This is a genomic window from Methylophaga pinxianii, assembly GCF_020447225.1.
Taxonomy (GTDB): Bacteria; Pseudomonadota; Gammaproteobacteria; order Nitrosococcales; family Methylophagaceae; genus Methylophaga; species Methylophaga pinxianii.
In genome coordinates this window covers 41,118-66,606 of record NZ_JAJAEO010000185.1, presented here as the reverse complement: position 1 = coordinate 66,606, position 25,489 = coordinate 41,118, and the positions used below count along the sequence as shown (strand labels likewise).

General features: G+C 45.1%; 27 protein-coding genes and 2 pseudogenes. 10 read left to right on the top strand and 19 right to left on the bottom strand.

The window, feature by feature from the left end:
* Positions 1 to 49 precede the first annotated feature (49 nt).
* The 4 genes from LGT40_RS13640 to LGT40_RS13625 are packed head-to-tail and all read left to right on the top strand — an operon-like array spanning position 50 to position 3,908.
* Entirely contained in the window at positions 50 to 1,462 is a 1,413-nt protein-coding gene (locus LGT40_RS13640) for an ethanolamine ammonia-lyase subunit EutB (RefSeq protein WP_226070783.1), read from the top strand.
* Positions 1,455 to 2,351 carry an ethanolamine ammonia-lyase subunit EutC gene (gene eutC / locus LGT40_RS13635; RefSeq protein ID WP_226070782.1) on the top strand — a complete coding sequence of 299 codons (897 nt, stop codon included), beginning with the start codon at positions 1,455 to 1,457 and terminating at the stop codon, positions 2,349 to 2,351. Before LGT40_RS13640 ends, eutC begins: the two co-directional genes overlap by 8 nt.
* 25 nt (positions 2,352 to 2,376) lie before the next feature.
* Positions 2,377 to 3,735, top strand: a complete 1,359-nt coding sequence (locus tag LGT40_RS13630) for an ammonium transporter (RefSeq protein ID WP_226070781.1) — start codon at positions 2,377 to 2,379, stop codon at positions 3,733 to 3,735.
* 11 nt (positions 3,736 to 3,746) lie between these two features.
* Positions 3,747 to 3,908 (top strand): hypothetical protein, encoded by a 162-nt coding sequence (locus tag LGT40_RS13625; RefSeq protein WP_226070780.1) that lies wholly within the window; start codon positions 3,747 to 3,749, stop codon positions 3,906 to 3,908.
* A gap of 119 nt (positions 3,909 to 4,027) precedes the next feature.
* Here LGT40_RS13625 and LGT40_RS13620 read toward each other — a convergent pair whose 3' ends face one another.
* From LGT40_RS13620 to LGT40_RS13585, 8 genes are all read right to left on the bottom strand, one after another.
* The gene (locus LGT40_RS13620) at positions 4,028 to 4,558 is read right to left on the bottom strand and encodes a DUF3280 domain-containing protein (protein WP_226070779.1); all 531 of its coding nucleotides are present in this window, start codon (positions 4,556 to 4,558) and stop codon (positions 4,028 to 4,030) included.
* 108 nt (positions 4,559 to 4,666) lie between these two features.
* Positions 4,667 to 5,410, bottom strand: a complete 744-nt coding sequence (locus LGT40_RS13615) for an esterase/lipase family protein (RefSeq protein WP_226070777.1) — start codon at positions 5,408 to 5,410, stop codon at positions 4,667 to 4,669.
* 2 nt (positions 5,411 to 5,412) lie between these two features.
* Entirely contained in the window at positions 5,413 to 6,903 is a 1,491-nt protein-coding gene (locus LGT40_RS13610; RefSeq protein WP_226070776.1) for a sodium:solute symporter family protein, read from the bottom strand.
* Positions 6,900 to 7,133, bottom strand: coding sequence for a hypothetical protein (locus LGT40_RS13605; RefSeq protein WP_226070775.1), 234 nt, complete (start codon positions 7,131 to 7,133; stop codon positions 6,900 to 6,902). Before LGT40_RS13605 ends, LGT40_RS13610 begins: the two co-directional genes overlap by 4 nt.
* A gap of 179 nt (positions 7,134 to 7,312) precedes the next feature.
* Positions 7,313 to 7,822: a DUF1097 domain-containing protein gene (locus tag LGT40_RS13600; protein WP_226070774.1), complete on the bottom strand. Its 510-nt coding sequence runs from the start codon at positions 7,820 to 7,822 to the stop codon at positions 7,313 to 7,315.
* A gap of 194 nt (positions 7,823 to 8,016) precedes the next feature.
* Positions 8,017 to 8,526 (bottom strand): DinB family protein, encoded by a 510-nt coding sequence (locus LGT40_RS13595; RefSeq protein ID WP_226070773.1) that lies wholly within the window; start codon positions 8,524 to 8,526, stop codon positions 8,017 to 8,019.
* The gene (locus LGT40_RS13590) at positions 8,523 to 8,888 is read right to left on the bottom strand and encodes a nuclear transport factor 2 family protein (protein ID WP_226070772.1); all 366 of its coding nucleotides are present in this window, start codon (positions 8,886 to 8,888) and stop codon (positions 8,523 to 8,525) included. Before LGT40_RS13590 ends, LGT40_RS13595 begins: the two co-directional genes overlap by 4 nt.
* A gap of 14 nt (positions 8,889 to 8,902) precedes the next feature.
* Positions 8,903 to 9,076, bottom strand: a complete 174-nt coding sequence (locus LGT40_RS13585) for a hypothetical protein (protein WP_226070771.1) — start codon at positions 9,074 to 9,076, stop codon at positions 8,903 to 8,905.
* A gap of 157 nt (positions 9,077 to 9,233) precedes the next feature.
* Here LGT40_RS13585 and LGT40_RS13580 point away from each other — a divergent pair, with 157 nt between their 5' ends.
* Positions 9,234 to 10,682: an aminotransferase-like domain-containing protein gene (locus tag LGT40_RS13580; protein ID WP_226070769.1), complete on the top strand. Its 1,449-nt coding sequence runs from the start codon at positions 9,234 to 9,236 to the stop codon at positions 10,680 to 10,682.
* A 195-nt stretch (positions 10,683 to 10,877) separates the two neighbouring features.
* Complete coding sequence (locus LGT40_RS13575; protein WP_226070767.1) at positions 10,878 to 11,573, top strand: type 1 glutamine amidotransferase; 696 nt, start codon at positions 10,878 to 10,880, stop codon at positions 11,571 to 11,573.
* Between the two features lie 24 nt (positions 11,574 to 11,597).
* Here the strand turns inward: LGT40_RS13575 and LGT40_RS13570 are convergent, their stop codons facing one another.
* From LGT40_RS13570 to LGT40_RS13540, 8 genes and pseudogenes are all read right to left on the bottom strand, one after another.
* Positions 11,598 to 12,113, bottom strand: coding sequence for an MOSC domain-containing protein (locus tag LGT40_RS13570; RefSeq protein WP_226070765.1), 516 nt, complete (start codon positions 12,111 to 12,113; stop codon positions 11,598 to 11,600).
* A gap of 72 nt (positions 12,114 to 12,185) precedes the next feature.
* Positions 12,186 to 12,371: pseudogene (locus LGT40_RS13565) on the bottom strand (cupin domain-containing protein); the annotation flags it as partial.
* Between the two features lie 148 nt (positions 12,372 to 12,519).
* Positions 12,520 to 13,890 (bottom strand): trimethylamine monooxygenase, encoded by a 1,371-nt coding sequence (locus LGT40_RS13560; protein WP_226070761.1) that lies wholly within the window; start codon positions 13,888 to 13,890, stop codon positions 12,520 to 12,522.
* A gap of 167 nt (positions 13,891 to 14,057) precedes the next feature.
* Positions 14,058 to 14,837 (bottom strand): PAS domain-containing protein, encoded by a 780-nt coding sequence (locus LGT40_RS13555; protein WP_226070759.1) that lies wholly within the window; start codon positions 14,835 to 14,837, stop codon positions 14,058 to 14,060.
* Complete coding sequence (locus LGT40_RS13550) at positions 14,838 to 15,512, bottom strand: response regulator (protein WP_226070758.1); 675 nt, start codon at positions 15,510 to 15,512, stop codon at positions 14,838 to 14,840. It abuts the gene before it with no gap.
* Positions 15,509 to 15,916, bottom strand: coding sequence for a sensor histidine kinase (locus LGT40_RS13545; protein ID WP_264177915.1), 408 nt, complete (start codon positions 15,914 to 15,916; stop codon positions 15,509 to 15,511). The genes LGT40_RS13550 and LGT40_RS13545 overlap by 4 nt, the downstream gene beginning before the upstream one ends.
* Before the next feature lie 18 nt (positions 15,917 to 15,934).
* A pseudogene (locus tag LGT40_RS16240) lies at positions 15,935 to 16,090 on the bottom strand (hypothetical protein); the annotation flags it as partial.
* Positions 16,091 to 16,102: 12 nt separating this feature from the next.
* Entirely contained in the window at positions 16,103 to 16,690 is a 588-nt protein-coding gene (locus tag LGT40_RS13540) for a hypothetical protein (protein WP_226070757.1), read from the bottom strand.
* Between the two features lie 394 nt (positions 16,691 to 17,084).
* Here LGT40_RS13540 and LGT40_RS13535 point away from each other — a divergent pair, with 394 nt between their 5' ends.
* On the top strand, positions 17,085 to 19,409 hold the full coding sequence (locus tag LGT40_RS13535) for a DUF1989 domain-containing protein (protein ID WP_226070756.1): 2,325 nt from the start codon (positions 17,085 to 17,087) through the stop codon (positions 19,407 to 19,409).
* 21 nt (positions 19,410 to 19,430) lie between these two features.
* Here the strand turns inward: LGT40_RS13535 and LGT40_RS13530 are convergent, their stop codons facing one another.
* Complete coding sequence (locus LGT40_RS13530; RefSeq protein WP_226070755.1) at positions 19,431 to 19,949, bottom strand: MarR family winged helix-turn-helix transcriptional regulator; 519 nt, start codon at positions 19,947 to 19,949, stop codon at positions 19,431 to 19,433.
* A gap of 116 nt (positions 19,950 to 20,065) precedes the next feature.
* On the opposite strand from LGT40_RS13530, the gene LGT40_RS13525 reads away from it, so the two are divergent.
* Positions 20,066 to 21,274: a cyanate transporter gene (locus LGT40_RS13525; protein WP_226070754.1), complete on the top strand. Its 1,209-nt coding sequence runs from the start codon at positions 20,066 to 20,068 to the stop codon at positions 21,272 to 21,274.
* A gap of 13 nt (positions 21,275 to 21,287) precedes the next feature.
* On the opposite strand, the gene LGT40_RS13520 is transcribed toward LGT40_RS13525, so the two are convergent.
* On the bottom strand, positions 21,288 to 21,935 hold the full coding sequence (locus tag LGT40_RS13520) for a response regulator (RefSeq protein ID WP_226070753.1): 648 nt from the start codon (positions 21,933 to 21,935) through the stop codon (positions 21,288 to 21,290).
* Between the two features lies 1 nt (position 21,936).
* The gene (locus LGT40_RS13515; RefSeq protein ID WP_226070752.1) at positions 21,937 to 23,331 is read right to left on the bottom strand and encodes a sensor histidine kinase; all 1,395 of its coding nucleotides are present in this window, start codon (positions 23,329 to 23,331) and stop codon (positions 21,937 to 21,939) included.
* Positions 23,332 to 23,535: 204 nt separating this feature from the next.
* On the opposite strand from LGT40_RS13515, the gene LGT40_RS13510 reads away from it, so the two are divergent.
* Complete coding sequence (locus LGT40_RS13510; protein ID WP_226070750.1) at positions 23,536 to 23,988, top strand: cupin domain-containing protein; 453 nt, start codon at positions 23,536 to 23,538, stop codon at positions 23,986 to 23,988.
* A 228-nt stretch (positions 23,989 to 24,216) separates the two neighbouring features.
* Positions 24,217 to 25,458: an ATP-grasp domain-containing protein gene (locus LGT40_RS13505; protein ID WP_226070748.1), complete on the top strand. Its 1,242-nt coding sequence runs from the start codon at positions 24,217 to 24,219 to the stop codon at positions 25,456 to 25,458.
* Positions 25,459 to 25,489: the final 31 nt, after the last annotated feature.

Here is a 25,489-nt window from a genome sequence, read left to right as displayed (position 1 = left end):
TTTATTCAGGTGCAATTTTTATTCCATCTAATTGGATTTAAAGCAGTTTATGGGCCAAGCATATCGTTATCAGTTAGGCAGCAAAACCTATCACTTTGCCGATTTAGCAGATTTGATGGCCAAGGCTACACCTGCCCGATCGGGAGACCGATTGGCCGGGGTTGTAGCTGAATCAGCAGAGCAACGTGTAGTCGCTCAATTACTGTTAGCCGAAGTCCCTTTAAAAACTTTTCTGAATGAAATGTTAGTGCCCTACGAAGACGATGAAATCACCCGTTTGATCATTGATGAGCATGATGCTGAAGCCTTCGCTGTCATTGCACATTTAACCGTCGGTGATTTTCGCAACTGGTTATTAAGTGATAACGCAACGACCGATGTACTTAAGCAGATCAGTATGGGCATAACCCCCGAAATGGCGGCAGCCGTAAGCAAGATCATGCGTAATCAGGATTTGATTCTGGTCGCTCAGAAGTGCCGTGTGGTGACAGCGTTTCGCAACACCATCGGCTTGCCTAAACGTTTATCAACCCGACTGCAGCCCAATCATCCTACCGATGATGTCAACGGCATTGCGGCCAGCATGCTGGATGGGCTGTTATATGGTTCCGGCGATGCGGTTATCGGTATTAACCCGGCCACCGATAATGTTACTCAGGCCACACGATTGATGAAGCTGATGGATGAAGTGATTTCTCTCTATGAAATCCCTACACAATCCTGCGTGCTCACCCATGTCACCAATACATTGGAGTGCATTGAGAATGGGGCACCGGTCGATCTGGTATTCCAATCTATAGGTGGCACTGAAAAAACCAACCGTAGCTTTGGCTTTAATTTAGCGGTTTTAGCTGAAGCCCAACAAGCCGCTTTATCACTGAATCGGGGCACGGTGGGCCAGAACGTAATGTATTTTGAAACCGGACAAGGCAGTTCCTTATCCGCCAATGCTCATCATGGCCTTGATCAGCAAACCTGCGAAGCACGTGCTTATGCCGTGGCTCGAAAATTCAGCCCATTACTGGTCAACACAGTGGTTGGGTTTATCGGACCCGAATATCTGTTTGATGGCAAGGAAATCATACGCGCCGGTCTGGAAGATCATTTCTGTGGCAAGTTACTTGGACTGCCAATGGGCTGTGATGTCTGCTACACCAATCATGCCGAAGCCGATCAAAATGATATGGATAACCTGTTGACTTTACTGGGTACGGCAGGCTGCTCTTTTGTGATGGGCATACCGGGCTCGGATGACATCATGCTTAATTATCAAACCACTTCATTTCATGACGCTTTATATGCTCGGCGGGTCTTGGGTCTGGGAGCAGCCCCCGAATTTGAAACCTGGTTGGAAAAAATGCAGATCATGAGCAATGCAGGCTTGGCACAACTCACCAATCATTTGCCACCGGCCTTCGCTGGAACGCTGAATAGCTCAGCAGTGAGGCGCTATTATGGTTGAAGATAAAGATATGCTGTTGATGAACGACCAGGCTGATGACGGGAGGGTGATATATAACCCATGGCGTCAGCTCAGACAGTTCACCGCTGCGCGTATCGGCATTGGCCGTGCCGGCGTGAGTACACCGACCAGAGAGTCTCTGGAATTTCAACTTGCTCATGCACAGGCTCGTGATGCCGTTCATACCGAATTGGATGTTGAGGGGTTGCAGCAGGATTTGCTTTCGCTACAAAAAAACTTTCCATCGTTTAACCACAACCCACCTTTATTGTTACAAAGTCAAGCAGTCGACCGGATGAGCTATCTGCAACGGCCGGATCTTGGCAGAAAGCTGGATGATGCATCGTTTGCATCATTAAAACCTTATCAGGTTACCTCCCCTTATGACCTGGCACTGGTTATCGCTGACGGCTTATCAGCCACTGCCATTCACCACAATGCCGTGCCATTTATTTCAGCTTTATTGCCGATCCTGAGCGAAGGGATCCAAAATTTTTCACTGGCACCGATCTCGTTGGTTAGACAAGGCAGAGTGGCGATTGGTGACGATATTGGCGAAACATTAAATGCCCGTGCTGTATTGATTCTGATTGGGGAACGCCCTGGCCTCAGTTCACCAGACAGTCTGGGCTTATATCTAACCTGGTCACCCAAGCGCGGGCTGACGGATGACAAACGTAATTGTATTTCTAATGTAAGACAGGCGGGGCTCTCCTACCCTGCCGCTGCTCATAAATGTCTTTATCTGCTGAGCGAAGCTCGCAGACTCCAGTGTTCTGGTGTTGCTATCAAAGATCGATCAACTGCCAAGATCATTGATAACAGTGCCGTTCAGACCAGCTTTTTGCTGGACAACAAAGTTGACCGAAAAGGGGTGGACGGGAAATGACTTTAACCAAAATGAGGATAGTAAGATGGAAAACTCGCCAACACTAGAATCCTTGCAGGCAGCACTAGATGCCCAGCAGGCTGTATTCGAAATGCATCAGGCCATGAATGTAGAAGTTTTTTACTGGTGGTGTACTGCCATTATGTTAATGATCCATGCAGGCTTTCTGGCATATGAAATGGGGGCTTCACGAAGTAAAAACGCCTTGGCAGCGGGTATCAAGAATATTCTTGCCATCGCGTTGATTATTCCAGCATTTTATTTGTTTGGCTGGTGGATCTATAACGCATTTCCAAATGGCTTTGTACCGATCGAAGCAGCGGCGGCTTTACCATGGTCTGCCAGCATGGGACCGGATGTTCAAGATATGGGAACGGGTATTTTCTGGGCGGCTTTTGCTTTATTTGGTGCCACAACCGGCTCAATCTTATCCGGTGCGGTTATTGAAAGGATAAGAGTTAGTGCCTTCTTGATTCTGACTATTTTCTTGGGCGGTGTTGTCTGGATTATGGCCGGCGCCTGGGGCTGGCACCCGGATGGCTGGTTGTTAACCAAGTTTGGTTATCATGATGTCGGTGCTTCTGGTGTTGTACATGCTGTTGCGGGCTTCTTTACACTGGGTGTTCTGATGAACCTGGGTGCTCGTAAAGGCAAGTTTATCAATGGCATAGCACAAACGATTTCACCTCACAGCCTGCCAATGACCTTAATTGGCTTGATGATGATTATCTTTGGTTTCTTTGGATTCCTGGGTGGCTGTATCATCTTTAATGGTGGTGAAACAGGTTGGACAACCATTTACGGAACCCCTACTAACCTTTCAGCTTTTGCCTTTAATACATTGATGGGCTTTGCTGGTGGCATCATTGGTTGCTACATCGCAACACGTGACCCATTCTGGACAATGTCTGGTGGTCTGGTCGGTATTATTTCGGTTGCCGCTGGCCTGGATCTTTATTCACCTTCACTGGCCTTTATCATCGCGGTCTGCACAGGTATCGTCGCTATTCAATTCGCTAAATTTCTGGAAAAACGCGGAATTGATGATGCGGTAGGTGCAGTCAGTGTTCATGGTTTCACAGGGGTCGCTGCAGTCATTCTGGTCGGTGTATTTGCTGCCGGAACGCCAAATGCAGAAGGTTTGCCAGCCATTAGCTTTGTTGGGCAACTTATCGGTGCTGCTGTAATGGGTCTGATGGGCTTTGTTCCAGGCTATGGTTTGTCACTGTTATTGAAGAAAGCCAATGCTTTACGCGTACCTGAAGCGTGTGAAGATATCGGTATCGATGAAGTGGAAATCCTGGTCAAACCGTATCCAGAAGGTAGCGTTCCTGCCGTCTATACCGGTGATGTGCCAAATAAACTAGCTAACACTGAAGCATAAGGAGCAATATTATGGGAAGTTCAATTACCACATGGGAAAACGTCAGTGCTTATTTTACCTTTGCAGATAGTCCGTTTATCTTGGGTTTATTCTCAATTGGTGTCGCTGCAATCATTACTGGATTGATAATTTCAATTATCCGTCATGAAAATGCAGCGTTCGATAAAATCTAGTAAGCGTTGAGCCCTGTATTTTCCAGGGTAAACAACGTTACCTTTACACAAAAACCCCGGCTTATGCCGGGGTTTTTTGTGTCTAAATCATATTTAACCTTGACGTTATCTTTCTCTAACTAGTTTCTATCCCAGTCTTTTAAATCACGAACAGCGTATTTAATTGCTCTTTCCCATGCCTGATCGGTATTGCCCCGGAAATCATAGGATTTACGTTTAATTAACTTACCGGTCTCTACATCTTTAAATTCAACATGTAAGGTCGAAATCAAATGACTCATACGAAATACATTTGGCATCACAACCAAACTGGCTCCAAGTTCTTTCGCTAGTTTCATTTCACAACCATTGCAGTTTTGTAAATCCATACTGTCATTGGCAGCGTCAAGCTTTTCCAGTGATGTGACGTCAGTAATGATGTTAAACCGGGTTTTATCATTTAACTCATTTCGTAAGTGCTCGGTAAACTTGGTGATCTTGGCCTCATTCTCGGCTTTATCACCCGTAACCGTACTATCACCGGTAATTTGAATGTCCAGTAACAGTGTTTTGTAATCATGTTTCTGAAGCTCGTCTGCCATAACTAAACTGGCACTCATCAACAACAAAAAAGGCATTATGTATCTGGTTGCACGGGTCGTAAACGGCATGGAGTTCTCCTTAAAATTCGAATACCCACCATAACAGTGACCATCTCAGACTTAAACAGTTTTTTGACTATATAAGGCGTGATATTTGCCCGCTGATCGGCATTTGCTTTACTCATGTTCGAAATAACCGTTTTGCAGAAAATTCAGCGTCTGATTCTGCACATACTGATTACCCATGATGAAAGGATGGGCCTGTTCAACTACCAGAAAATCCTGCATACCTTCTAATCTGGCATTTTCAATCGCGACTTTGCCATCATCCGGACCAGGAATAAGTGTTGATAAAATCAGATTTATCGAACGATTTCCGGTAATCACTCCCAGCTCGAAATCAGCCGGCCCCAGCCGATTGGGTAGTGAACTTGCCTGAGTACCTAGTTGTTTTCCTGCCGGCCCATTTATCCACTCAAATAATCCCCAGGTGCCGATCTTATCCACCACTTCACTTCCCTTGTTAGGTGGGGATAGCATGACTACTCTGCCGATATTGATCTGCTTATGCGCTACCGACAATTGCCTGACGATGATGCCGCCCAGTGAATGAGTAACAAAATGCACTGGTATCCGAGCATCCGCAAAACATTGTTGTATCGCTGGCACAACATATTGCCGAGCCAGCTTTTCAATACGATGTTTGCGTGATGGATAATCAATATTGCAGACTTCGTAGCCTGACCGAATTAGCTGTTCTTCCATCGAATCCATGGAACCCGCTGTGCGTGCCAGACCATGCAACAGTACAACATTACCCCCCGACTCCTGGCTGATAGCAAATGGTGAAATACTATTCAGTATCAGCCAGGTAGTCGCGATGAAAACACGATGTTTGAAATAATCACTCAACGACTTCATGCTTAAATCAAATTGGCAGTCTCCAATTTATCCTTGGGCTTAGAACGTTTTGCCAGCACAATATCCTGCCAAAGTTTTTCCACATGTGGTTCAATCGGTCGGCAATAGCCAGCAATTAACATAATGATCAGCGTGGTTAAAAACCCATAGACCCCTGGCGTCCAGCCATAGGTCACGATAAAGGCCGGATCGAATATGGTTAAACCAAATGATACCGTCATACCCGCCAGAAAGCCGGTGATAGCCCCTATTTTATTCGCACGCTTCCAATATAAACCCAGCAATACGACGGGTGATAAGACGATCATGCCCTGATAGGTCATTAGCGCTAGAAATACCAGTTGCCCTTCTCGGATATACGCACCAATCAGTGCACCGATACTCATGATAACAACTGACCAGCGAGCAATTTGCAAGGCCATTTTTTCACTGATATCACGTTTAATGACCTGGGCCAAATCACCTGAAATCGCGGTAGACATAGCGTTAAGAATACTGCTCACCGTGCCCAGACTGGCAGCCATCACCAAGACGGCAAAAAAGCCCAATGGCCACGCACCCGCCTGACTATGAATCCAGAACATGGCTTCCTGTGGATTTTGTTGAGCAAACGGTAAAGGGTGCAATGCCATGGCCAGTAGAAATAATAAACCAAATGACAAAATGCCTAAGGTTGGAGCAAATAACACCGATTGTTTAATGGTGCGAATGCTGTCTGCAGCGAATAATTTGTTATAAACCCATGGCCACATAAAACCACCCAAACCACTGGTAATGACAATTGCCATCCAGTAATTGGGTGACATTTCCCAGCCAGGACCTGGAAAAGTTAAGGCTTCCGGGCTTTGTTCGAGGATACGTTGCATCGCTCCCTCAATACCACCCAGCTGTGTGTAAATTACCCACAACAAAATAGCTGACCCCGCGATGAGCATATACAAGCCTTGGATTATGTTGGCAGTGATAACCGAACGCATCCCGCCCAGTGCAACATAGAACACCACAACGAAGATACCGATAATCATGCCCAGCAACGGACTGATAAAACCATCAGTTGCATAATTAAAAACATAACCAATGGTGTACCACTCCATCAATAGCCACGGCACCGATAAGGCAACCCCGGCAAATCCGGTTAATACCCGAATGGTGTCACTCCGATAACGCAAACCCAATAGTTCTGACTGAGTGCGGATATTATATTTTTTACCCCAGATAAAGGATTTCTCAGCCACCAGATACATGATCAGCATGGTGATGATGCCGTAAGGAATCACATACATACCTATCATGCCGAAGCTCACTGCAAATCCGGAAAATACGGTATAACCGGCTCCCACATACCAGGTCGCGAGAAAGCCTAGTGTAATACCCAGCACACCGATGCTATGACTGGCGGTTGCATAATCATTGAGTGTATCCACACCCATCTGACGACGGTTTATCCATAAAATCAGGCCAAAAAAGCTGACCAGCAGCAGCATGGGAATCATTTGGACTCCTCCGCTTCGACGCTAATATCCAGGGCACCGCCCCGACTTTCGGCGAGATACCAGCAAGCGAGCAAAAAGGCTCCCAGTAATGCCATGGCTATTTGCCATAAAAAGGCGAACGGAAGTCCTATAAAGCTGGGCTCAATACGATTGGCCCAGGTAAAGAAAAAAGGAAAAGTAGCTAAAACAATCGTCGTTAAAATCAATATTAAAAAAATGGTGGTGCGCATAAAACATCCAGATAGGTTTTATTAAATGGGTATATCCAACATGTCAAAAAATGGATGACTGTTCGATATCCTGAATTCATTGCAGCAGTTTAAAATTCAGGGCCAGTCTTAACCAGATAAATCTCAGTTAAGGCTGGCCCTGAAAAGGGCTGTAAAAAAACCGCTGTTAGCGGTTTAAATTAGGATTTCTTTTCCATCGCTGCAGCCAGTTTGGCAGATAACAAACCAAACACGGCACCCAAAATAGTCGAAAGAATGACGATGAGAACAGGGTTTGTCATATCCATTGTAATAGCACTGCCGGCATTCGCTGTTTGTAAACCAAAAGCAGCGGTTGCGGCATAACCATAAACATTAGCAGGTACCACCGACAATAAATCAAATCTCGCCACAATAACCAGAAAAAATACGGTTACACCTACATAAATAGCCGTACCTACAACACCTGGTAATCCGAGTGGGTTGGTTGTCGCTAATAACAAAGCAATACCTGCAATCACAGCACCATAACTCATGCCGACGATGGTTTTTTGCAATGCTGGCATATCCGCACCAGTATGAAAGAAACACGCCCAGGCAATAAATCCCGCCCAGACCAGAACAAAGCCGGCTAAAGGACCTAACGCTAGAAATGCCCAAATGCCACCTAATAAAGCAATACTTATAGATAATGCAGTTAACTTTGACATACTTTCTCTCCATTGATTTTTATTAAATTAACAACCCGTTCCTCGACAAATTTTATTTATAACTTTTTCAACTATAGGGTTGCCGGAGTGATAGTAGTCCTAAAAATCCTCAGCTGTAAACTGATTTGCACCACAATTGTGCGCAAAGTGAACAAAAATGAGGCATACGTAGATTTAATTGTTTAATCAAATAGTTAAAGTGACGCTGGTATCCACTCAGGCATCCAAGGAATATCTGTGATACCCACATCAATACCTTGCTGGGATAATAAAGTGGTTATTTGTCCCCGATGATGGGTTTGATGATTAAACATATGGGTGAGCAAGGCCCAGGCAGGCAGCGTTCGGATAATATTATCTATGCCGCTACGATAATGAATTTCTGTCTTCAACCATGTCGTCGTCAGTGTCTGACTGAATGCAATAATATGTTGATCAAATTGCTCGCGGGCTTGAGATAACGCTAAAAAATCGCTGAATATTTCTTCGCCTAAACGATACGCAACAGGCTGGTTTTCAAAGCGAGCCATCCATAGATAGTCGGCAAACAGTAAATGATTTAACGTGTTATGAATAGAACCAAAAAACGCCCCTAAATCGGCTTTACGTTGGTCATCCGACAGAGATTGACATGCCAGGTAGAGGCGTTGATTCATCCACTGGTTATAACGAGCCATCAACTGATAGTGCATCATATTCATCATGAAATGACCTTCTCAGATCCATAGCAGGCCAGTACTTTATTTATCTTTCCTGAAGAATTCCAGAACATTATTTCGGTTGCCGGTAGTTGCATAACAGATAGATAAGATATCGCAACACAGTCAACGCCTAATGTGATTTGTTGCAACGTAAAATGAAGATCCGGAAAGGAAATCAATGCCTGCTGCCAGTACTCGGCAATTTTCGTTTTGCCTTGTAATTTTCCGGTTGTGCTTATTCCAAGTCTTATTAGCATGGGTGAATGAATCTCAAAATCTTCGCTGTAATGAGTAAGGATCGCCGGCAAATCATGCTTATTACACGCAACCAGCCAGCTGTCGACAAATTGATTTACATTATTCATTACCGTCACTTCCTTTAAATAGCCGAATGCCACCACCACTGGGTTTTATAACAGCGTGTTTTATCACCTTGTGTTTTCTGCAACTGCTCACATACCGGAAACTGAGTGCGAATAGTCTCTACTCTGGCGCTATAGACCAGCCATAGCATCACTATCAACACGGTTATTAACAGGCCTGTTTTCATCATTGAAATCCGTTTTTTCTGCTGGACAAATCATAGAATGTGTTTTAAAAACAGAACAGATTCAGGAAATTTAATTTCATACCGGTACAGTTTTATTTATTTTCATCTGTACCGCTTATAATGAACACACTCTGTACTGGCAGAAAAACAGGATGCTTTTATGTTGCTCTATGAAAAAGTAGCCGATGAAATTCATTCAGCTATTCAAGATGGTATATATGAATTAGGCGATAAACTGCCGGGAATTCGCAGTTATGCCAAACAGCGTCATATCAGTGTTTCGACAGCTATTGCTGCCTATCATGCACTTGAGGATCAGGGGATCATTGAATCGGTGAATAAGTCGGGATTTTATGTGCGACCTCAACCGCGTAAAGTGATTGAACTGCCTCAGGTATCTTCTAAAGTCTCGCAGCCCAAAGCTGTTGGCAGTCAGCAAATGACACTTCAATTAGTCAATAATGCCAGCAAACCTGGCATCATCGGTCTGGGTGCTGCGGTGCCGGATAAATCCTTTTTACCCATCAGGTTGATGAGCCGTTATTTAACCAAGGTTCACAAACATCATCTTGATGCCGTGATCAGTTATGACAAGCCCGCTGGGTTAATGCCTTTACGGCAACAAGTTGCCAAACGTATGGTGGCTCAGGGTTGTCAGCTGCTGGCTGAGGATATTGTGATTACCAACGGCTGTCAGGAAGCCGTTTACCTCGCCTTACGCAGTTGTACACAACCCGGCGATATTGTAGCGGTGGAATCGCCAACGTATTACGGTCTGCTGCAAATTCTGGAATCGCTTAATCTCAAAGCTTTGGAGATACCAACAGATCCACTCACCGGTATTTCAATTGCCGCACTGGAACTCGCGCTTGAACAGTGGCCGATTAAAGCCTGTGTGGTGGTTGCCAGTTTTGGTAATCCGTTGGGGGCCTGCTTAACGGAAGAAAAGAAACAGCAACTGGTTGAACTGGCAAACGACAAAAACCTGATGCTGATAGAAGATGATGTCTATGGTGAATTATCTCATCAGGCATTACGCCCCACCCTGCTGAAATCCTATGATCTGCATGACAAGGTGATTTATTGCTCATCATTTTCAAAAACCCTGTCACCGGGTGTGCGGGTGGGTTGGGTTGCTTCACATGGTAAATCTCAGCGATTGGAATATTTAAAATATGTACTCAATTTTTCCAGTGCCAATCCAGGACAGTTAGCCATCGCACAGATTTTGGAAAGTGGTCAATATGACCGCTATCTCAGGCAAGTCCGCCAGCAATACGCTAATGCCACTCAACGTTTGATCAACACATTATTTCAGCTATTTCCTTCAGGGACTCGTATCACCCAACCCAAAGGTGGCTTTGTCATCTGGCTGGAGTTACCGCAAAAAATTGATACGGTCATACTGGCAAATCAGTTGCTCGACCATAACATCAGCATTGCGCCCGGTAGCATGTTTACCAATAGTCAGAAGTTCAGTAACTGCATTCGACTATCTGCGGCCTGTAAATGGAACCGTGATGTGGAATTAGCGTTAGTAAAAATGGCAGAGATGATTGCCAGACTATCAGTTGAGAAAGCGGATTCTCCGTTACCAGCAGCCATATGAAAAATTTGTAACAGACTCTGGTTTTTTATCACCCTATTCGCTATCGTTAGGCTGGATCCTGCTGTTCGTTCATCACCTCCGCCGCTGGGGGTTTAAACGAACAACAGAACCTACTGCTCGTAGCGCCGCGATTCGCAGTGTTTTTGAGCTAGCGCCTTCCAGCTAGCTGATTTCCATAACAATTTGGAGTAACAAATGCAGAAAGTGGCTATCTTTCAGCATGCTGATGGCGAATGGATCGGATCCATGCGCCATTGGTTTGCCAATAAACCGTTTCAACTGACTACCTATCGGGTTGATAAAGCCGATCCCTTACCTTCGATTGCCGAGTTTGACTGGTTATTAATCATGGGTGGCCCGATGAGCACGTATGATGAAATTAACTATCCCTGGCTGGTTGCCGAAAAACAACTTATCCGTGAGGCGATTGACACAAACAAGACTGTGCTGGGTATTTGCCTGGGCAGTCAGTTGATTGCCTCCGCTTTGGGGGCAAGAGTGTACCCGAATACTCAGCAGGAAATTGGTTGGTTTCCGGTTAGTAAAATAGATGCTGAAGCGTCATGGATGCCCGATGACTTACTGCCATTAAGCTGGCATGGCGATTGTGTTGAGTTACCGGAAAATGCCCGTGCTTTTGCCGAAAGCTCGATTACCCCATGTCAGGGTTTTTATTATGGCAACCGGATTTGGGCGCTACAATTTCATCTGGAAGTTGAACCGGGGACTGTTGAAGCCTTTCTGGCACTGGAAAAAAATCCGTTACCCGAGACCGAGTTTGTACAAAAGGAAGCGGTGTTAATGGATAACTCTAATCAACTCAAACAAAGCCAACAGGCAATGTTTGCCTTATTGGATCGGTTATATCGGGAATCACACCTCGACAAATAAAGCCTGCTGTCGTGGTGCAGACATCTATTCTGCAGACTGCATCACGACAGGTTTAATGGGCATACCAACCGTGATTTTCCCGTCAGATAGAATATCGGCACGCAATCCGGCTTTGTGCGTAAATGCCTTAACAACAGCTTTTTTGTTTATTGACTTGTTTTCTAAAAGTGATCCTAATGTCGCACAAGGTTCACATAACTCTATGCCTTTAAAACGCACTTCCCCAATCTGGAATACCAGGCCGACAAGCTCATTCAGGCGGACTCCCATAGTAATCACATTACGCCGGGTATCAGACAGACTGATCTGCTGCGAAAAAAGCTGATTAAACGCACTGATTTCTTCCTGTTCGATAAAGGTGATGTTTTGCCCCGGCCATTGGCTTCTGTCGAAATTACGGTCACCTTTAATACCTTTACCCGCAACCAAATCAATTTCCGTGACCTGTTGTTGAGTTGCCAGATTTTCGCTTGCTGTAAAAATTGCTTTTATCATTACCGGTCCATCCAGGGCTTGTAGATCAAAAAAAGGAGCAGACATTCAAGTACACCCCTTTTTTGAAATTTGAATCATTACTTTAACTTGATAGCAAAGTGTTTATAAAATTTACTTTTAATCAACCATGTTTCCGCTAAAGCCTTTCTCCAGCATAAAGGTATCACCTGGCCCGAAACTTTGTGGTTCACCATTATCAGGCGTGACAACTACATCACCTTCAATCAAATGTACAAACTCCCCCCCTGCATATACAGCATGATAGAGAGCCGGTGTCACTTTCCCAGCAGCCGTTATCATGGCACCGTCCGGGCTGAGACCTGCCGGTCATTCATATTCGATCCATATTTTCATCATTGGGTTACCGTCGACCCTGATCTACCCACATCGGTCTCAACAAACGCAAAGGTTTTATCGATCATTTGGTTACTAGAGACTATATTCAGGTCAGTTACGCCTCTTTAGCTACGGGGACTTCACTTTTGTCTGACAGATACGCTTCCAGTGAATCATCCAGCGCTTCCAGCCAGGGGGTGTGGTGTGGTGGCGACATAGTGCCAGTCATTAGGGAACGATAGGAATGATCCCGGAAGGTCATAATGTTTTTCTTCTTGTGATATTTCCATTCCAGAAAGGTCTGATTGACGGCTGGAATATCAAATGACGGATAATCCGTCGCATCAATCAATTCCTGAATGTAATCCCCCTGATAGGTGTACATTTCTTCGGCAGTTTCCAGCGTCAGTTCTTTCTCCCGCCACATCATGCTGTGCGCTTTCATATCTTGTTTTGAAGGCAGTGGAATACGGCCCAGAATGATATCCCGCACATACCAGGCCTGGGCATCAAACATATTGAACGAGTACCACTGATCCTGCATACCCAGATAGAAAAACTTCGGATTATCTTCCCAGACCACGCCTTTATAGAGATTCAGCGGCCACAGGCGATTGTTGGTCTTTAAACGTAGGTCATCAGAAAGGAACGGGAAGTAATGCAAATAACCGGTACATAGAATTATGGCATCAATTTTTCGGGAGCTGCCATCCATAAAATAGGCTGTGTCAGTATCCACCCGAACCAGATTGGGCTTTTCATCCCAGTTCTCCGGCCATTTATAGCCCATCGGTGCAGTTCGATAACAACTAATCAGACTACGTGCGCCGTATTTGTAACATTGCGAACCGATATCTTCAGCAGAATAACTGCTGCCCACCAGCAGAATATCTTTATCTTTGAATTCCAGTGCATCCCGGAAATCATGGGCGTGCAGAATACGACCACCAAATTTCTCAAAGCCTTCAAACGTCGGTACTTTTGGCGTGGAGAAATGACCGGTGGCACAGACCACATAATCAAACTCTTCGGCATACACCGTATCAGTGCTGTGATCTTGTACCGTTACACTGAATTGTTGGCTGGCATCATCATAAGTAACATTACGCACCGCAGAATTAAAGCGGATATATTTGCGTACGCCGGCCTTTTCTACCCGGCCTTTAATATAATCAAATAAAACCTCACGCGGGGGATAGGATGCAATCGGTTTACCAAAATGCTCTTCAAAAGTGTAATCGGCAAACTCCAGACACTCTTTGGGGCCGTTAGACCAGAGGTAACGATACATGCTGCCATGCACCGGCTCACCATTTTCATCAAGACCGGTGCGCCAGGTATCATTCCACAGACCGCCCCAATCACTCTGTTTTTCAAAGCAGACTATCTCTGGAATTTCAGCACCTTTGGCCTGAGCTGATTGAAATGCTCTGAGTTGTGCAAGACCACTGGGTCCGGCGCCGAGTACCGCTATTCGAGTTGACATAGATTTCTCCATTCTTATTTATCCGCATGAGGCTGCTTAAAGAGCAGCTGTCAGCATCAAAATAACTCGTCAGGCAGTGGTGAAAAATCCTCTTCAAGGGGTATCCCAAACAGGGTAAGTCCTGGATAAATCATAAAAAACGATTTTGCTGCAATTTAAATCTGTCGTTATTCCGCTATCTGAAAAATAATTCCCTCAACCCCCAGAACCATACCACTGTCCGAATAGAGTCCCCGCCCCTTATCCAGCACTACAATTTCCTGACCATTAGCCCGGGTAAGCCGGTATTGAATATTGAAGGTTGTGTGCTGTTCCAATGCGACTTGTACCAGCTCCCATACGTATTTGGCATCCTCGGTATGAATCATCGCCCCTAACGAAATCTGGGATTGGTTCAACATATTTTCAGCACTGTAACCGGTGATCAGCTCACAACCTTCACTGACATACTCCATCGACCAGCTGATATTGTTCCGTGCGCGATATAACATGGCAGGTAAGCGATCCACCAGACTCTGCAGACTGCGATAACTGGCATGACGCACCTGTTCGTCCCTGACTTGTGGCGTTATATCGCACAGCGTAGCGGACATTGGATAAAGCTGGCTTTTATGGAGCGACTGCAAGCGCATCTCACACCAGCGCAGTTCTCCACTGGCACTTATCAGACGAAACCAGATCACCTCATTTGAATCAGTGCGCATGTTCTGCAGCAGTTGGAACCAATTGGGAATATCTTCAGGATGCAAAAAATTGGTAAACGGCTGACCTTGTGTACTCTCAACACTGATACCGGTCATCTTCTGCCAACAATGATTGATGAGGGTTATCTGATGCTGTTCATTCAACATCATCACCACATCACTCAGGCTGTTCAACAGTAGCAGCAAGTGTGCCGAAGAGTGATCTGCTGACAAGGTTTTTAAGGGCCATTTGAGAAGTATCATTCAACCCTCCCTGTCTGATAGTTCGCTAGACTGATGGTTGTGGGCCCAGGCTGCCAGTTCAAGCCGCGAATGCAAATTCAGTTTACGTAACAGGTTTTTCACATAGACCTTGACCGTACCGTCACTGATACCCAGCTCTCTTGCGATTAATTTATTATTTAGTCCTTTGGAGATATAAAACAATGTTTCACGTTCGCGTTCTGTCATCTGGATAAGAGCTGAACCACTATGAGTGGTGGCGTCGGTTTGATGTTCACGAAGATGTGTTGCCAATGAGGTGACAGCGCCGGCATTAATCACTACATTGCCTTTTACCGCAGACACCAGTTGCGCCAGAATTTCATCCGGCGGAGTGTCTTTTTGTAAAAAACCATTGGCACCAAAACGCAGTGCTTCCAGCAACATCTGCTGGTCATTGCAGGCAGTGATAATAATAATTTTAAGATGCTGGTCATGACTGCGTAGTTGCTTGAGAACTTCCAGTCCCGATTGATCGGGCATCTGCAGGTCCAGTAACAGAATGTCCGGATATGTTTCACTGAGATGGTGTAACAATGATTTGGCTGAGTCATATTGAGCAATCACCGTCATTTCGTCACTGTCATTGAGTAGCTCCACGACTCCACGCCGAAATAACGGATGGTCATCGACAACCACAACCGAGATTGGCGTCATACAAATCCCCCCAAATCCATATCCAGCTGCACGACTGTGCCTCCGGCGGCACGCTGCATAATCTTTAACTTGGCGCCAACCCGTTCTGCCCGCTCCTGCATGATTTGCAAACCAAAACTATCATGACGTGCCGACGCAAAATCAATGCCGGTACCATTATCTTCAATTTGGATATGCAGTTGTGACGGTGTGGTTAACAACAAAGCCACACGGGCATGTGTTGCATGCGAGTGACGGACAATATTGCTCAGACTTTCACGAATAATATAAATAATTTGAATGGACTGTTTGGGAGGAAGCGGATTGAGTGGTAAGCGATTATCCAGTTCAAACACAATCGCTGATTGTTGTTCAAATTCTCGAACGGAATTTGTCACGCCCTGAGACAGGCTTTCGTTTTGCATGGTCAGTCGTGATGCGGTAATTAACTCTCGGGTCTGATGATAGGCACACTGTGTATAGGCAGCCAAATCTTCGGTTATCGGCTTTAGCTCGGCATATTCATCTTTCAAGCATAATTTATCCAGTTTGGCACTTTTCAGCTTCAGATAGCCCAGTACCTGTGCCAGTGAATCATGTAACTCTGCGGCTTAAATTGCGCGCTCTGCAGCAAGTGCCTGTTTGACTTTGCTTTCACGTTGAAACCAGGCCTGCAAACCTTTACTCAAGGTCTGTTCGATCACAGCCATTTCCCACTTCAATTTTTTTTCATCTGGCACGGACTGACGAAACATCATCAACAGCCAAACCGTCTGATTATCGTGCTCAAATAAACGTATCGGTACCAATGTAAATGCAGCAGCGTTTATCTGCAGGTTGATAATGCTTTTTTCCGAAGTTCTACGCATCGTGAAATGCTGATGCAGTGCCTGAATCAATTTCGGCGCGGGAGCGACTTCCAGTGAATGATGCAAAAAAGACTCGGAGGTTAAGGAATTACTGAACAATACAAGTAAATCACCGTGTTCTGTATGCGTAAATGGCTCATTGACCATTTGCTGTAATGCGACAAGTACTTTGGGTAATATTTCACTAATATCATTGGCTGTCGCCAGTTTAAAAACCAGATCATTCAGGTTCAAAGCAGGTTTAACAGTTTTTTGCTGTGAGACTAACTGTAATCGCTGACTCAACCACTCCTGAATTGATAGCCAGTTTTTCCGTTTGATATTGAGCATGACCCCATTGTCCTTTGGCCAGCGGCTATTTCCCTTTCATTAGCACCTGAATGCATACACCGATAGTTGTCTGCGGTGACTCGGTGCTGAAAGTGAAGTAGCCGTTAAATGCCATTAACCAGTTTAAAACGTCATCGCGAGGATTGTTGTTGTCGTATAAAAACAGCAGCTTTTATGCCAGCTGATGGGATTTCGGGCCGGAGTAATACCAATGAGGTATGCCATCAGGAGAATTGATGCAATTTGGATGAAGATAAATAGTGTACAGGCAGCAGATAGTCATTTTACAGGAGTGCAATAGAGATAAATCTGCACTTAAATGACGCGTATACCGACTTAATGCACCAGATAAGTTCGACTTTACTGCAGATTTTTCTGCCACCAGGATTAACCGATGTTAGAACTGCAAAATCAACAATGGGGGGATGATTATTTTTTTAATCAACCTTCAGAAAAGCCTACTCGCCAATATCGTCTGGCTGGACATCAAGCGATAAACCTCTCATTGAATAAAGGCGATGTGCTGGAAATTTCCAGTCAGGACAAGCTGCAATCCAGTGAACTGATTGTATTAAACTCAAATGGTACATCGGCACCTGAATTACTCGACACCCGCAAACCTGTCTCTGCAGAAGCTATCAAGCAACAGCTTGGACAGTCAGGTTCGGCTGCGGAGACATTGCGTAACCACCTGGCTGACTGGCAGTTAGATGAAACTCACCTTGAACAGGTTTTAGTGGTAGCGGGATCTGAAGTCGCACGTTTAGAGGCTATTGAAGATTTAAGCGTAGTCATTGTGGCTGCGGGAGCCAAAATGGCGGTGGATGAACAAAGTCCGGTCACGGAGGTTGAACTGAAGGTTAGTTATGCAAGTCAGCTTGAAACGCCTCTTCCGCCACCACTGGGACCGATAAAGTCAGAGTTACGTATTCCACTTGCCTCGGCAAGGACCTATACCGTTAAAAAAGGTGAATGGATCCAGATTATTGATGTTTCCGGCAAGCAATGTTCGGACTTTGTCGCCTTTGATAAACAAGCGCTGGATGAGGGTATTGAGCTTGGGCTGGATGCTACGGCCACTCGAACGGTGATGGGACTCAGTAATCCGGTACCCGGTCTGCACTCACGCTTCCTAGGATCAGATCTGCAATCCATGCTGGAAGTAGTGCAGGATACGGTCGGACGACATGACAGTTTTCTACTGGCCTGCACCCCGAAATATTATGATGACAGTGGCTATTTCGGCCATATCAGCTGCACTGAAAACTTTAATCGCGTGCTCGCTCCATTTGGCATCAAGCCACGTGCCGGTTGGCCAGCCATCAACTTATTTTTTAACACCGCTATTGATGCCTCTGGTGGCGTATTTATGGATGAACCCTGGTCGCGCGCCGGAGATTATGTGTTATTCAGGGCTGATCGGGATCTTATCTGTGCCTCATCGGCTTGCCCGGATGACATTGATCCCGCCAATGGCTGGCAGCCTACCGATATTCATGTACGCATTTATGCTGCTGATCAGCAGTTTCCTCGAGCCATTGCTCACCGAACTACTTTTGAGGAGTTACCTCGCATGACCAAAGCTTCCGGTTTTCATAATCGAACCTCTGAACTCAGCAAAAAATTTATCGACTATGCTGGATACTGGGTGGCTACAGATTATGCCGGGTGGGGTGCTAATGCCGAATATCTGGCCTGTCGGGAACGCGTGGCCGTGCTGGATTTATCGGCATTACGCAAATTTGAAGTGGTCGGCCCGGATGCAGTGGCTTTTTTACAGTATGTGTTAACACAAAATGTCAGCCGGATGGCGATTGGCGAAATCGCCCACTCTGCAATCTGTTTGGAAACCGGCGGCATGATTGATGATGGCACGATATTCCGCATGGGTGAACAAGCTTATCGCTGGATTTGTGGTGCAGAATATACCGGGATCTGGATGCGGGAAAAAGCGCAGCAAAATGGCTTTAAAGTCAGCATTCGAAATGCAACTGAGCAACTGGATAATCTCGCCGTACAGGGGCCTAAAAGCCGCGTGTTGCTGAGTGAGATTGTCTGGACTTCGGACAGTCAACCAAGCGTTGATAAACTTAAATGGTTTCACTTCACTATCGGCCGGCTTAATGGACCTTCCGGTATACCCATCATGATTTCACGAACCGGCTATACCGGTGAGTTGGGCTATGAAGTCTGGTGTCATCCGGATGATTCAACCGCTGTATGGGATGCGGTATGGCAAGCCGGACAAGCTTATGACATTGCTCCAATGGGCTTTGCTGCTCTGGATATATTACGGATCGAAGCCGGTTTAAGCATGGCTGAGCATGAGTTTACCCATGAGATTACGCCGTTTGAAGCAGGCACCGGTTTCAGTGTGCCGCTGCATAACAAAAAAGCAGACTTTATTGGTCGCGAGGCACTGGCCCGGCAACTAGCGGAAAGTCGTCATAAATTGATGGGTATGGTACTCGAAGGTGGCGATCCGGCAGCACATGGAGATTATGTCTATAACGGTCGTTTCCCGGTTGGCATAGTAACGAGTGCAACCTATTCACCATTGATGGGTAAACAGATCGCCTTGGTGCGCTTGGCACCGGATTTTGCGCATATTGGTACGCGACTTGACGTTGGAAAACTGGATGGGCAGCAGAAACGGCTTGCGGGTGAAATTGTTAAACTGCCGTTTTATGATCCCAGGCGTGAAAAATTGCTTTCATAAAATGATTGTTTTTAGATAGATTTAATTGACTGATTCCAGTTGGGTTAACCAGCGTTTGAGAAGTTGTGCTAACACTTGACGGTCACGCTGGCTCACCCCATCCAATAAACGATGTTGCGCAGCAATATGCGCTGGTAATACCGAATCAATGGTCTTTTTGCCCCGGGTCGTCAGCGTGACCTGTATGGAACGTCTGTCAGCTTGACTGTGTTCACGTCGTATCAGACCTTTTGTTTCCAGCCGATCCAGCCGACTGGTCATGGCTCCGGATGTCAATAACATGCTCTGATATAACTCTGACGGCGTCAGGCTATAGGGTTTACCGGAGCGTCTTAAGGTAGCCAGCACATCAAACTCGCCCTGTCGCAAATCATGTTGCTGATGACAATGTAAAATATCGTTATCGATATATTTTCCCAGCTTGGCCAGCCGCCCAAGAATTGCCATGGGCAATAAGTCGGACTCGATGTTTTCGTTTCGCCATTGCGTGATAAGTCGATCAATACTATCCAACTGAACATCTTCGATTTGCTTTGCCATGAAACTATCTCAATATAAAGATTCTTTACATCATACTAATTTGGCTTTAACCTGCAAGTATCTTTACATCAAGATAAATACCTTTCTCCCACCCGAGCATAAAGCAAAGAGGCTGTATGTCCAACAATACTGACTCGTATTCAGCACTGCAAAAAATCATCCTGACGGCGGTCATCGTATTGGTGGCATTAAATCTTCGCCCTATTCTGGCCTCTGTCGGCCCGTTACTTCCTGCCATACAACAGGACATCACGCTGAGCTTTAAGCTGGCGTCATTACTGACTACATTACCGGTTTTTGCAATGGGGCTGTTTTGTCTTGCCGGTTACAAATTGGCTCACCGGTTTGGCGTCAATCAAATTATTGTTTTTTCAATTGTGTTATTGGTCATTGCTGCCGGTTTGAGATTATGGGCATTTAACGCCAGCGGTCTAATTATCACTGCCCTGGTCGCCGGTTTGGGCATTGCCTTAATTCAGGCACTCATGCCGATGGTGATCAAAAGTATTTATGGTGCACAGCATCCCAAAATAATGGGACTGTATATCACCGGTATTATGGCAGGGGCGGCGGTATCCGCTTCGATATCACCATTTATTGAAGCTTCATATGGCTGGAAAATGGGATTGGGTAGTTGGAGTTTGCTTGCAGTGCTCGCTTTAATTGCTTGGCTGTTATACAAACCTGATACCAGACGTTTTCAATCTGAAACCTCCGAAACTATTGCCACACCTGGATTGTGGCGAAACAGACGAAGCTGGTATCTGGCTTTGTTTTTTTCATTAGGCTCCAGTGGGTACGTCTGCGTTCTGGCCTGGTTATCCCCCTATGCAATTGAACAAGGATACACCGCCAAGCAGGCTGGACTGATGCTGGGCTTATTAACCGCCATGGAAGTCGTCGCTGGTTTGCTGTTCCCTGCCCTGTCCGCTAAAAATATCGACCGTCGGCGCATTTTGTTTATTTTATGCAGTTTGCAAATCATCGGTTTTGGGGGCATGGCGTTGAGACCGGATATCAGTCTGTGGCTCTGGTCAGCCATTGTTGGGTTAGGCATTGGCGGCATCTACCCCATGGCGCTGATCGTGACCATGGATCATCATCCAGACTCCATCATTGCCGGTAAACTCGCCGGTTTTGTACAAGGTGTGGGAGCGATGATTGCTGCTATTAGTCCCTGGGTTGCGGGATGGATCCGTGATGCTTTGCAAAGCTTCAGCGTGGCTTGGATAATGCTGGCTGGATTAGGCATTTTGGGCTTATTTATGGCCTGCGCGTTTAATCCTCTACACTATCAAAAACATTATGCGTCTCATTCTGGCTAAACAAGAGATATCTTTAGAATTCTTCAACGGGATTTATCACATGCATTTTAATGGCCAGATGGGTGAGTTCGATGTCATTTGATACCCTCAACTTGCGTTTAATCAAGTAATGACAGTTTGCCACTGTTTTGGGACTAATATTCAATATCTCGGCAATTTCTGTTGCTGATTTGCCTGTTACCACTAACCTTAAAATTTCAAACTCTCGGACTGTTAATTGTTTTATTGCCAACGCTGGCCCAGCCACCCTGTCGATTGCAATTGCCTTTTCTATATCCTGACTCAAAGCCATAACACCACAATGAACGTCGTAAATCGCCTTTATCAATACAGCAGGTAAATTATTTTTGGTTATATAGCCTCTTGCACCAGCCTGAATGGCTTTGGATGCAATTAATGGATTTTGATGCATTGTAAATACCAGAATGCTCGCAGCTGGGTCATATTTTTTGATACGTGAAATCGTTTCAATCCCACTTTGATCCGGCAATGACAAATCCATAATGAGCAGGTTTGGCCGATGCTGCTTATACAAGATATACGCTTCTTCGCCACTACCGGCCTCAGCAACAATTCTCATATTGCGTTGTTTTTCCAGTAATGCCCGATATCCCTCTCTAACGATAGCGTGATCATCCACCATCAAAATATGAATAGGCATATTATTCACTGGATTCTTCTCTAGTATTTTGTAGTGGAATATCAATATGTATAGCCAGTCCACTTGGTGATAGTGCATTGAATTGAAGCATTCCTCCGAGAGCTTCCACCCTCTCCTGCAAGCCCAGTAAGCCTATGCCCGGTCTTTTGATAAATGTCAGATCACTTGCAATGCCATCATCTTCGATGTTCAAAACAATATGTTCTCGCCACTTACCAACTGCTGGGACATTAATACGTTGTAACATCACTAGCGCCTTTGATGCCCTGGAATGTTTGGCAATATTCGTCAAACATTCCTGTACCATCCGAAATAAATTGACTGGCAATGTATCGTTTAAGTCTGAAAAGTCGCCTATTACCTCTAGTTGATAGTGGGTTTTACCACTGTTTTGAGTATTCCACCCCGTAATCAAGACTTTTAAACTATCCACTAAGCCTAGTTCATCAAAATCTGAAGGCCGAAGGCGAATCAACATACCGCGTAATAAATCCATCATATGAGTTGTAATCTCCGTGATCTTTTCGCCTTGGCTGGCCAATAAGGGATAATCTTTTTCCGCGAGTTGAGTGATCAATGATGCGACGGCAGATAATCCAGCCAACGACTGACCAAACTCATCATGCAACTCCCTGGCGAGAAACTTTCTTTCCTGTTCCTGGATGCCCACCAATTTTAATGCCAGAGCCTTTCTTTCTGCTAAATTAGTCTGTAAGTCCGCTGCAAGTTGATTTATCTCCTGTCCCATATATTGCCACTCCGTTATAAAAAAATCGGGCATCCGGGAAGAAAATTCATTGGTTTTCATCTTTTGCAGATCGTGAATAATCACACGACTTGGCGCTAATAAATAACCTATAGCGAAATAGAGCATAACGCTCAGTGAGATGGTGGTTAGTACAGCCAGGCCCATTAATTTGCGAATATCCTGCCAAGCATTATTAAGTGCCACATCGTCACTCGGCAACGCCATCAACGTGCCGTAGTACTGACCCGCATGAGATATTGGTTGCTCCAGGGCTTTATCAGGATGAAACAGCTTTCGATATAACAGTTCAAACCAAGCAGGCCATGATTCAGTCATCCCTCCTCCACGACAAACGCTTTGCTCCACTGTAGCCTCCACCCCGATAAAGCGTAAACATAAACCCGAGTAATTTTCTGCCTCTTGCCATAACGCCAAATTGGGAAAGTTTTCAGCTCTATCAAAGTTGGTCTGTACACGAATGCGTTGTACGTGCAATTGCTTGGCAGCAGAGTTTAAAGCTTGCTGAGTCTGCTGTTGAGTTTGTTTATCTGTTTGATATAGCACCCACAAAGAGGTGAACATGAGGCATAAGGTTGCAACCGTAATAATTAATAACAGCAGATAACTTTTCAAGCTAAATGTACGCATGGAAAAAACAGCTCTGAATTTCTTTCATTTGTACTTTAAACAACTTATCTGGCCATGAGAATGTAATTAAAAAAATCGGGCAAAACGCCCGCTTTTAGCAGGCTTATATCTGTATAGGAGCTAGCTTGGGATTACGTAATATAAAGGCGAGCTTTACCAAGCCGGATTTTTTTACCCCTTACAACAAACAATGAGGAAGCAAGGATGAGTAAATATATTTTTGATGATTCGCATATCAAGTGGCAAAAGTTTGGCGAGTTTGAAAATTTTCGCTATTGCATTCTTAACATTGACCACGTGAACAAAGTAATCGATGTCATTTTTAAATTTGCCGCCAATGACCCCATATTTCTTCATCGACATTGTGCTCTGAATCATACCTTTGTTATTCATGGCGAGCATCATTTATACCATGCCAACGGTGAATTAAAAGAGATGCGACCTGTCGGTAGTTATACAGCTAGTCCGGCTGACATCACCCCGCATCGGGAATGTGGGGGTGATGAGGGAACAATCGTTTTATTTAGTATTCGGGGAACGGATGGCCTGATGTATGAAATTCTTGATGATAATGGAGACACCATAGCAGCACTGGGTATGCAGGACTTTATCGGTCTCTATGAAATGAATAAGACTCCCATTTCTGAAACAGCTTAATAAAGAGGGGCACCTGATTGTCAGGTGCCCAGATTTATCCGCGCAAATAAAAGCCAATATCTATTAAACAACCCTCTTTTCTGTCATTTTTTTCTTGCATGGACAATGGCACTCAGCATGACGATGAGGACTTTGAATACTCATAAAAATGCCTATGCTAATTATCAATCTCGTCAAAAACTCTGTAAGGTATTGTTTTGTTTATTAAATTTTAAAGGTGATAATTCTATGGCAGAATCAACAAAACGCAGCTTCAATCCCGATAAAGGATATATCGCATTATTAGGGTGGAGTCTGAACGCTGTTGAGGCTGCTGAATCATTCGACCGACAATACGTGGTTGTCGCGCCTGATTGGGCAGAAGAATATTGCACGGAACACAACATTCCCTATATCAAATGGAATTTTGAACGACTCAATGACCGTTCACTTGAAATTGCACAAACCCTGCAGGAAGCGGGTGTTGATGTAGCCATTCCATTATTTGAAGAAACGGTGGAATGGGCTGGTGCTATTAATTCCGTGCTGATGAATAATCCCCGCTTGTTTGGACAGTCACTTTTATTAAGAGATAAGGCCTTAATGAAACGTCGTGCCCAGCTTGGCGGCATTCGGGTCGGTATTTTTGAGGAAGCGCATGATAAAGATGATGTGGTACGTTTTCTGAAACGCGTCAATCAGACCTTGCTTAAACTTGACGGTGATCCCAACGACCCTATTCATCTTAAAGCGTTTGATAAAGCAGGCTGTCTGGGCCACAGAGTAATTCGCACCCCTGATGAAGTGGATATGATTCCGGATGAAGAGTTCCCGGTCTTGATGGAATCACATCTTGATGGGTGGGAGTTCGCTGTAGAAGCCTGGATCCATAACGGTAAAATTCGATTCCTGAATATTTCCGAATATGTCACCTTAGGCTATTCGGTCTTTGTGCCTGCCACGCCAAAACTTGAGCAATATCGGCCACAAATTACAGCTCAAATTGAAAAGCTGATTAAAACCTTTGATATCGAGTTTGGCTTTGTTCATCCGGAATATTTTGTCACCAGTGATGGCGAAATGTACTTCGGCGAAGTTGCTTATCGTCCACCTGGTTTTAAAGTATTTGAATTATTACAGCGCGCTTATGGGTTTAACGCCTACCATGCATTGATTTTATCTTTTGATCCTAAAACTACTGAAGAGGAAATTGCCAACTTCTTTCCCAAAGAGGTAGTGGATGCCAAGGGTGTGGCTGGATGCTTTGGTGTTTATCCGCGTCGTCGGGTGGTAAGCCGTTTGGAAATTCCACAGGAAACCGAAGAACATGCTTATTTCGATTTTCATGAACTCACTGCACCACTTGAGGAAACAGTCACCAAGCGCACGGCCTTCGGGACGCATTGGGGTTTGTTATACTTTTTTGGTCAAGATCCGGTCATTATGCGGGATTTGCTAAAACAACAGGAATCATTGGATTTCTATATTTAGTCGATTACCCTAAGGTCTGTTTAGCGCTTAT

What these genes read in the sequence shown, in the direction of transcription:
- LGT40_RS13640 (WP_226070783.1), top strand. Translation starts at nt 50, where the DNA reads ATGGGCCAAGCATATCGTTATCAGTTAGGCAGCAAAACCTATCACTTT.
- eutC (WP_226070782.1), top strand. Translation starts at nt 1,455, where the DNA reads ATGGTTGAAGATAAAGATATGCTGTTGATGAACGACCAGGCTGATGAC.
- LGT40_RS13630 (WP_226070781.1), top strand. Translation starts at nt 2,377, where the DNA reads ATGGAAAACTCGCCAACACTAGAATCCTTGCAGGCAGCACTAGATGCC.
- LGT40_RS13625 (WP_226070780.1), top strand. Translation starts at nt 3,747, where the DNA reads ATGGGAAGTTCAATTACCACATGGGAAAACGTCAGTGCTTATTTTACC.
- LGT40_RS13620 (WP_226070779.1), bottom strand. Translation starts at nt 4,558, where the DNA reads ATGCCGTTTACGACCCGTGCAACCAGATACATAATGCCTTTTTTGTTG.
- LGT40_RS13615 (WP_226070777.1), bottom strand. Translation starts at nt 5,410, where the DNA reads ATGAAGTCGTTGAGTGATTATTTCAAACATCGTGTTTTCATCGCGACT.
- LGT40_RS13610 (WP_226070776.1), bottom strand. Translation starts at nt 6,903, where the DNA reads ATGATTCCCATGCTGCTGCTGGTCAGCTTTTTTGGCCTGATTTTATGG.
- LGT40_RS13605 (WP_226070775.1), bottom strand. Translation starts at nt 7,133, where the DNA reads ATGCGCACCACCATTTTTTTAATATTGATTTTAACGACGATTGTTTTA.
- LGT40_RS13600 (WP_226070774.1), bottom strand. Translation starts at nt 7,822, where the DNA reads ATGTCAAAGTTAACTGCATTATCTATAAGTATTGCTTTATTAGGTGGC.
- LGT40_RS13595 (WP_226070773.1), bottom strand. Translation starts at nt 8,526, where the DNA reads ATGATGAATATGATGCACTATCAGTTGATGGCTCGTTATAACCAGTGG.
- LGT40_RS13590 (WP_226070772.1), bottom strand. Translation starts at nt 8,888, where the DNA reads ATGAATAATGTAAATCAATTTGTCGACAGCTGGCTGGTTGCGTGTAAT.
- LGT40_RS13585 (WP_226070771.1), bottom strand. Translation starts at nt 9,076, where the DNA reads ATGATGAAAACAGGCCTGTTAATAACCGTGTTGATAGTGATGCTATGG.
- LGT40_RS13580 (WP_226070769.1), top strand. Translation starts at nt 9,234, where the DNA reads ATGTTGCTCTATGAAAAAGTAGCCGATGAAATTCATTCAGCTATTCAA.
- LGT40_RS13575 (WP_226070767.1), top strand. Translation starts at nt 10,878, where the DNA reads ATGCAGAAAGTGGCTATCTTTCAGCATGCTGATGGCGAATGGATCGGA.
- LGT40_RS13570 (WP_226070765.1), bottom strand. Translation starts at nt 12,113, where the DNA reads ATGTCTGCTCCTTTTTTTGATCTACAAGCCCTGGATGGACCGGTAATG.
- LGT40_RS13560 (WP_226070761.1), bottom strand. Translation starts at nt 13,890, where the DNA reads ATGTCAACTCGAATAGCGGTACTCGGCGCCGGACCCAGTGGTCTTGCA.
- LGT40_RS13555 (WP_226070759.1), bottom strand. Translation starts at nt 14,837, where the DNA reads ATGATACTTCTCAAATGGCCCTTAAAAACCTTGTCAGCAGATCACTCT.
- LGT40_RS13550 (WP_226070758.1), bottom strand. Translation starts at nt 15,512, where the DNA reads ATGACGCCAATCTCGGTTGTGGTTGTCGATGACCATCCGTTATTTCGG.
- LGT40_RS13545 (WP_264177915.1), bottom strand. Translation starts at nt 15,916, where the DNA reads ATGCAAAACGAAAGCCTGTCTCAGGGCGTGACAAATTCCGTTCGAGAA.
- LGT40_RS13540 (WP_226070757.1), bottom strand. Translation starts at nt 16,690, where the DNA reads ATGCTCAATATCAAACGGAAAAACTGGCTATCAATTCAGGAGTGGTTG.
- LGT40_RS13535 (WP_226070756.1), top strand. Translation starts at nt 17,085, where the DNA reads ATGTTAGAACTGCAAAATCAACAATGGGGGGATGATTATTTTTTTAAT.
- LGT40_RS13530 (WP_226070755.1), bottom strand. Translation starts at nt 19,949, where the DNA reads ATGGCAAAGCAAATCGAAGATGTTCAGTTGGATAGTATTGATCGACTT.
- LGT40_RS13525 (WP_226070754.1), top strand. Translation starts at nt 20,066, where the DNA reads ATGTCCAACAATACTGACTCGTATTCAGCACTGCAAAAAATCATCCTG.
- LGT40_RS13520 (WP_226070753.1), bottom strand. Translation starts at nt 21,935, where the DNA reads ATGCCTATTCATATTTTGATGGTGGATGATCACGCTATCGTTAGAGAG.
- LGT40_RS13515 (WP_226070752.1), bottom strand. Translation starts at nt 23,331, where the DNA reads ATGCGTACATTTAGCTTGAAAAGTTATCTGCTGTTATTAATTATTACG.
- LGT40_RS13510 (WP_226070750.1), top strand. Translation starts at nt 23,536, where the DNA reads ATGAGTAAATATATTTTTGATGATTCGCATATCAAGTGGCAAAAGTTT.
- LGT40_RS13505 (WP_226070748.1), top strand. Translation starts at nt 24,217, where the DNA reads ATGGCAGAATCAACAAAACGCAGCTTCAATCCCGATAAAGGATATATC.